Here is a 375-nt window from a genome sequence, read left to right as displayed (position 1 = left end):
CCCTATGCCACTGGTGGCGGCTTACACCGCCAGCAAGACCGCGATCGAAGGTTTCACGGCGTCGTTGGCATTCGAGCTGGAGGGGTTCAACGTACGTGTGAAGCTGGTCGAACCGGGCTATGCCCCTACCACCCGCTTCACCGCCAATGGCTCGGAGCGCATGCAAGGGCTGATTCCCGAGGCCTATGTGCCCTACGCACAGTCCGTCTTTGCTGCGCTGGGCCAACCACAGGCCGTGACCACCGAGCTCGACGTCGCTGAGGCCGTGTGGCTGGCGGCCAACGACATGTCGACCACGCTGCGCTACGCGGCCGGCGCTGACGCGGTGGCGCTTGCCGCACACCGCCCCACCGCCGCAGACAACGAACGCTGCCT

At 66.4% G+C, this 375-nt stretch carries 1 protein-coding gene; it reads left to right on the top strand.

Annotation, left to right across the window (positions count from 1 at the left end):
- The coding region (locus tag AAHB17_RS24620; protein ID WP_342133694.1) for an SDR family NAD(P)-dependent oxidoreductase at positions 1 to 375 on the top strand (375 nt) is incomplete at both ends.

The sequence above is a fragment of the Hydrogenophaga sp. OTU3427 genome, from assembly GCF_038440225.1.
Taxonomy (GTDB): Bacteria; Pseudomonadota; Gammaproteobacteria; order Burkholderiales; family Burkholderiaceae_C; genus Hydrogenophaga.
Note: the sequence above shows the minus strand (reverse complement) of the source record. Positions and strands in the feature narration are given on the sequence as shown.